Source organism: Streptomyces palmae (genome assembly GCF_004684805.1).
GTDB lineage: Bacteria > Actinomycetota > Actinomycetes > Streptomycetales > Streptomycetaceae > Streptomyces > Streptomyces palmae.
This window is the reverse complement of sequence record NZ_SRID01000398.1, coordinates 1-6,198: the sequence shown is the minus strand read 5'-3', so window position 1 is coordinate 6,198 and position 6,198 is coordinate 1. Positions and strand designations below refer to the sequence as shown.

Here is a 6,198-nt window from a genome sequence, read left to right as displayed (position 1 = left end):
TCTCCCACAACAACAAGTCGATCCGGGATACCTGTGATCGGGTGTTGTGGCTGGAGAAGGGGGAGCTGTTGATGGACGGCCCCACCGACGAGGTGATCAAGGCGTACGAGAAGGAGACCGGGAAGTAAAGGCGGTCCCGTGATTCCATGGAATGCCGTTCCCGCTGCGTCCACCGGGATGACCATCGGCTGAACGGAGGCGATGGGACGGCCTCCGGATTGTCGGCGTGGGGCCCTGTCGGAGAAATCCGGCAGGGCCCCACGCATGTGCTGCTCCCCGTATCGGCCCGGCTATCGGGAAGGGCTGAGCAGGGCGGTGAGCAGGTCCCGCAGCCAGGGTCGCAGGGCCGTGAGGTCCGGCTCGAGGAGGAGCTTGGCGGCCGCCGCGTCGTGGATGTCGATGATGGCGGCGGTCAGGGCCTGCGGCTCGCGCAGGCCGGGCGGCATGGCGGCCGGATCGATCATGTCCCGCACGACCGGCTGCACCGTCTCCCGCATCGCCTCGCGGTGCCGGATCAGGGCGGCGGCGACCTCCGGGTTGCGGGCGGCGTGCAGCAGGAAGTCGGTGCGCACCAGCACCCAGGTGCGATCGATGCGCAGGGCGTTGACCACCCGGTCGATCAGGGCCGGCAGTCCCTCGTCGGCGCTGGCGCCGGCCAGGGCCTCGTTGACCTGGGCCAGGGTGTGGCCGGCCTGCTGTTCGTACAGCGCGAAGAACAGCTCGTCCAGGCTGTCGAAATTCGAGTAGAACGCGCCGCGCGTATAGCCGGCCGCCTCGCAGACCTCCTCGATCCCGACGCGGCCGAAGCCGCGCTCGGCGAAGACTCCGAAGGCGGCGGCCAGCAGCCGCTCCCGGGTCTCGGCCCGGCGCTTGGTGACGCGCGGCCCGGTGCCGCCGGGGCGCTGCCCGGCGCGCTGGGTGCGGGGGCTCGGGGCGCTGCCGCTGACTTCGACCATGCGCACATCCTATGTTCGCTGCTTCGATACATAGATGTATCGGATGCATCGAAGTATCGGATACCCTCGTGTATCGAAATGGGGAATCGTCGCCCGTCACGGGATGAGAAAGCGCAGGTCACGACAGTGCTCATCAAGGAAGTGCAGGACCAGTGAGTCAGATGGACAACCGCGCCGGATTCCGGGCGGGACTGCGGGAGGCGGCCTCCCCGCGCACGGTGGCGCTCATCGCGGGCGTGCTGCTGCTGCAACTGGGCTTCGTCCTGTCCTATGTGGGCGCCTTCCACCACCCCACCCCCCACAAGGCCACCCTGGCCGTCGTGGCTCCCCAGAAGGCGGCACCGCAGGTGGTCGGGAAGCTCAACGCGCTCCCCGGCGAGCCGCTGGAGGCCACGGCCGTCGCGGACGAGGCGACCGCCCGGGAGCGGCTGCGCGGCGGCGACACCAGCGGCGCGCTGATCATCGACCCGGCCTCGCGCACCGACACCCTCCTGGTCAGCGGGGCCGGCGGCGCTTCCACCGCCACCGCCCTGGAGACGGTGCTCACCCAGGCCGAGGCGACCCAGAAGCGCACCCTGTCCGTGGTGGACGCCGTGCCCCCGCAGGCCGGCGACGCCCGGGGACTGACCAGCTTCTACCTCGTGGTGGGCTGGACCGTGGGCGGCTACCTGCTCGCCTCCCTGCTCGGCGTGGCCAAGGGCGCCAAGCCGGCCTCCGTCGCCGAGGCGGGGCTGCGGCTGGTGACCGCCGTCCCCTACGCGGTCGCCTCCGGCCTGGGCGGCGCGCTGATCGTCGGCCCGGTGCTCGGCGCCCTCAACGACCACCTGCTCGCCCTGTGGGGGGTCGGCACCCTGGTGGTCTTCGGGGCGGCCGCGGTCACCATCGCCTTCCAGGCACTGCTGGGCGTACTGGGCATCGGCCTGACGGTGCTGCTCTTCGTGATCCTGGGCAATCCGAGCGCCGGGGGCGCCTATTCCCCGGAGATGCTGCCGCCGTTCTGGCGGGCGATCAGCCCCGCGCTGCCCAACGGCGCGGCCACCCACGCGATCCGCCACATCGTGTACTTCTCCGGCAACGGCATCACCGGCAACCTCCTGGTGCTGTCCGCCTACGCGGTGCTCGGGACGCTGGTCACCCTGCTGGTCACCGCCCGGATCCAGCGCCGCGCACCGCTCCCGGCCACCGGCTCCGCCGGCGCCACCCCGGTGGCGGCGGCCGGCTGACCCGCGCCGTACCCACGCGCACCGCCCGCCCCGAGCCCGGGGCGGGCGGTGCGCGTGGGTACGGGAAGCGCGGCCGCGCCCCGGCCCCCGCCGGGGCCGAGGCGCGGCCGGCCGATCTACCCGGGACGCCCCGGGGTCAGCCCGCGTCCCGTACGGTGCCGGTGAACTCCGGGCCCTCCTTCGGCTCCCAGGCCTCGTCGTAGGTGAACAGACGGAGCCGCAGGGACTCCTCCGGCTCGGCGATCTTGTCCGCGACGGTGGGCACGGACGCCTCGATGCTCTGCTGACCGGCGGGTACCGTGAGGTCCAGGATCGGCTCGTGCACCACCTGGGACAGCGGCCGGTCCGGGCTCGGCGACGCACCGAAGGCGTCCTCGAGCCAGCGCGGGTCCACATCCCGGGTGGACAGCTCCGTTCCACCGCTGACCGGTCGGACGACGAACCAGGGGGAGACGTCCACGTCGGCGACCGCGGACAGCGACACCCGCCAGGTCAGGTTCCGCCCCTCGGTGACATGGTCGTCGACCGGCCGCACCGTGACCGTGGGCATCGGGTCGTCGTTCACCGCGGTCACCCCGCCCCGGTAGGAGCCGATCACCGCGCCGCGGACCGCCTTGACGAACACATCGTGGGGCTCGTCCCAGCCGAAGCGGGTGTCGCCCCGCACCGGGAAGGACACCTCGATGTCGCGACCGCCCGGACGCACGGTCACCAGCCGGGAGTCGACCTGGCCGGTGTCCGGCTCGGAGACGAAGAGGCGGACCTGGCCGCTGCCGCGCCCGGAGACCCGCACCGGCATCCGATAGGTCCGCACCCCCGAGTCCCCCTCCTTGACCGTCAGGCGGCCGAGGTCGACGCGCGGCAGTGAGGCCGGCCGCACCACCGGGGTGCCGGGGCGCCAGCCCCAGGCGTCCATCAGCCACGCCTGTCCCGAGCGGCTGCGCGGGATCAGCTCCAGGCTCTTCACATGCTTCAGGTCCAGCCCCGCCCCCGTCGCGGCGGTCAGCGGTACGCGGACCTCGCGCCCCCAGTAGGAGGCGGTGCGCTCGGTCCCCGGCAGCCCGTCGAGCGCGGCCTGGCCGAGCACCGCCCGGCGGCCCGAGGCATCGGCCAGCGCGACGTCCAGCCGGGTGCCCTTGCTGTTGGGCGGCACGATCACCCGCAGGCTCAGATCCTTGGCGCCCGCCAGGGACACCGGACGCGCCGGGCGTACCCGCATCGCGGATCCGGCCCGCGACCAGCGCATCGCCGCCGCGTACCGGCCCGGCTCCGACCACATCTCCCAGGTGGCGAAGTGCGGCGAGGCCGCCGGCGAATCCGGCGGCAGGCAGGCGGTGGCCCGGTCCTCGCTGACCTGGGCGCACAGCCGGCCGCCGGCCACGGCCGTCGAGGCATCCGGCAGGAAGGCGGCGGTGCGGCGCCCGCCGACCGCGTGGGTGAGCACCCGCGCCGGGTCCGCCGAGGGCGCACGCCGGCCCGAACCGTCCAGCAGCGGACGCACCCGGTCGTCACCCCCGACGAACAGCCGGGCCGCCGCGGCGATGTAGGTGGCGCCCGCGGTGTGCTGCGCGGTGGCGCTCAGCCGGGTCCTGGCGCCCGGCGAGCACACCGGGTCCGGCTTGTCGTCCGTCGCGAAGTCGTCCTCGGCCGGTGCCTTGGCCTGCCCGGGAGTCCATTCGCTGTTGAAGAAGTTGTGGTTGGCGCCGGGGATGTAGACCGCGCTGTGCAGGGCGGCGCCCCGGCTGATGCCGCGGGTGCCGTCCACGTACATCTGGCCCTGCAGGTCCGACACGTCACCGTCGCAGCCCGGCAGGATGGTCATGGAGGGCACGTCGGGAGCCGGGTTCTGGCCGAAGGCGGTGGGGCCTATCAGCGCGGTGCCGCGTATGCGCCAGCGCACCGGACCCCGGTATCCGTCCTGGTCGGCGGGGGGCGGGGCGAGACTGTCGAGTGCCGCCCGGTCGACGCCCTCACCGCCCCGGGAGTGGCCGACCAGCAGCGTGCGGCTCAGGTCGGCCGGCGAGATCGCGCGCACGGCCGCCGGTGCCTTGGTGCGATCGGCTGACCAGCCCGCCCAGCGCGCCAGGTGCAGCCGCACCAGGGAGGAGCGGGCCTGTGCCCCGCCGTCCTCCAGGTCGCCGTCCTGCCCGTTGATGCCGTTGGCGGAGATGGAGACCGTCACATAGCCCTGGGAGGCGAGGAGTTTCTGGTCGCGCAGATAGCCCCGGTAGCTCGGCACCGGACGCATGCCGGACGCGCAGGGCCAGTCGCCGGTGATGTCGCCCCCGGCGTTGAAGCAGGTGAAGTGGCGGCCGTGCAGGAACAGCGCCAGCGGCCGGCGGCCGGGGGCGTTGGTGGGCCCCAGCACGGTGGCCCGCATCTCCACCGGTTCGGCGAAGCCGGGCAGTCGTACGGACTTCAGCGTGTACTCGCCGCCGGCGGTGCGGTAGCGGCCGGGGGTGCCGGGGTCGACCGGGTTCGCGGGCAGCGGATCCGCCGGCCGCGGCGGGACGGCCGGGCGCACCCGGTTCCCCGCGGAGTCGGAACCGGCGGTGTCGAGACGGCGCCCGCCGGCCAGTACCCGCAGCCCCGACGCGGAACCAGGGTCCGCCGCGCCGAGCCGCAACCGGAACGTGCGCTGGTCCTGCGCGGCGACCGGCCGGCCCAGGAGCCGGTCTCCGGCGTAGAACTCGACCCGGGCGTCGCCCATCGGCACCCGGTGGGGCGCCTGCCACACCAGCTGCCTCCCGGCGCCCGTACCGGTGATCTGCCAGCCAGACGGGAGCCCGCCCGCGGGGCCGTCCGACAGCGCGAACCGGGGGAGCTCGGCGGATCTCCCCGCCTGCGCCGCCCCCGGCGACGCCTGCGCGGCGTCCATCGCTCCCACCGCCAGCGCGAGTGCCGCCGCGGTGGCGGTCACCATGCGCGGGACATGGATCAAGGTGGTCCTCCTTGTCATCGGCCAGGGAACGGCCTTCCGGGTCGTACCGGGCGCTCGCCCCCTGGTGCGGCACCTGGGCGGTTCCCCCTGGGCTCGACGGGCCGGGAGGTGCTCCCGACCGTCCGCCCCTCCCCGCCCGCGGCTTCCCCCGCTCGCGACCTCGCGCGAGCGGGGGACCCACGAGTGGGGAGAGACCCCTCACCACCGTCCGGTGGCTCCGTCCACCTCGCGGTGGTACGCACCGCGCACCGCTTGTCGATCCGGTCCGACCCCGAAGACAGGTCCTGGCTCAATCACCCCAGTGGTCACTGGAGTTCCCCGTTCCGGAATGACGGGACCGGAGGCCGGGAGGTTGCCTCACCCGCGCGACATACCGCGATCACAGGGCGAACCGCCCGGCATTCCGGCCACGGCCCGACGTTCACGTCCGCGATGGCCGCGGTCGGTCCGACCACATGGCGGCAGACCCTCAGGAGCCGCCGTGCTCAAGGGCCTGATGGCCGACCGGGCCCAGGGCCTCCCGACCGCCAGCGGGCCGGGCGTCGGCGTGGCCTGATCACTCAGACCGGAAACCGACTGTTCCCGTTCGCGGCCAGGCCGTAGAAACGGGCTGCCATTTCCCGTTGGCCGTTTTCGGAACCAAGGAGCCCGCCATGACCCGTTTGCGTACCCTCACCACGGCCTTCGCCGGCGCCGCCGCGATGTTCGCCCTCACCGCCGCACCCGCCCAGGCGGCCCCCGGTGACGTGACGACCACCTGCGCGAGCACCGCCACCCCGGCGGGCTACGTCGACATCAGCTGGGGATACAGCGCCAGCTGCGGCACCCAGAACTTCGACCCGAACATCAAGCAGATCAAGCAGCTCACCGGCCTGCCCATAGGCACCGTCGTCCAGGCCTGCGGATCGACGTACTACCCCGCCGGCTGGGTCCAGACCAGCTCGTACTACACCAGCTCCTGCGTCGCCTTCCCGAACTCCGGCTTCAACAACAACGCCTGGACCCTCAAGCGCGTCTCCTGATCGCACCTTCCGATCGCCGACCCGCCCCGCGAACGATTCAAGCGGGGCCGGGCCCT

At 73.3% G+C, this 6,198-nt stretch carries 4 protein-coding genes and 1 pseudogene; 3 read left to right on the top strand and 2 right to left on the bottom strand.

Features of this window, described 5'->3' with window-relative positions; genetic code table 11:
• Positions 1 to 128: pseudogene (locus E4099_RS27690) on the top strand (ABC transporter ATP-binding protein); the annotation flags it as partial.
• Between the two features lie 162 nt (positions 129 to 290).
• Here E4099_RS27690 and E4099_RS27685 read toward each other — a convergent pair.
• The gene (locus E4099_RS27685) at positions 291 to 956 is read right to left on the bottom strand and encodes a TetR/AcrR family transcriptional regulator (protein ID WP_135341862.1); all 666 of its coding nucleotides are present in this window, start codon (positions 954 to 956) and stop codon (positions 291 to 293) included.
• Between the two features lie 161 nt (positions 957 to 1,117).
• Here E4099_RS27685 and E4099_RS27680 point away from each other — a divergent pair, with 161 nt between their 5' ends.
• A complete protein-coding gene (locus tag E4099_RS27680; protein WP_167828500.1) occupies positions 1,118 to 2,179 on the top strand; it encodes an ABC transporter permease in 1,062 nt (353 codons plus the stop codon).
• 136 nt (positions 2,180 to 2,315) lie between these two features.
• On the opposite strand, the gene E4099_RS27675 is transcribed toward E4099_RS27680, so the two are convergent.
• Entirely contained in the window at positions 2,316 to 5,120 is a 2,805-nt protein-coding gene (locus E4099_RS27675; protein ID WP_135341860.1) for an alpha/beta hydrolase, read from the bottom strand.
• 653 nt (positions 5,121 to 5,773) lie between these two features.
• Between E4099_RS27675 and E4099_RS27670 the strand changes: the two genes are divergently transcribed.
• Complete coding sequence (locus tag E4099_RS27670) at positions 5,774 to 6,142, top strand: hypothetical protein (protein WP_135341859.1); 369 nt, start codon at positions 5,774 to 5,776, stop codon at positions 6,140 to 6,142.
• Positions 6,143 to 6,198: the final 56 nt, after the last annotated feature.

What these genes read in the sequence shown, in the direction of transcription:
- E4099_RS27685 (WP_135341862.1), bottom strand. Translation starts at nt 956, where the DNA reads ATGGTCGAAGTCAGCGGCAGCGCCCCGAGCCCCCGCACCCAGCGCGCC.
- E4099_RS27680 (WP_167828500.1), top strand. Translation starts at nt 1,118, where the DNA reads ATGGACAACCGCGCCGGATTCCGGGCGGGACTGCGGGAGGCGGCCTCC.
- E4099_RS27670 (WP_135341859.1), top strand. Translation starts at nt 5,774, where the DNA reads ATGACCCGTTTGCGTACCCTCACCACGGCCTTCGCCGGCGCCGCCGCG.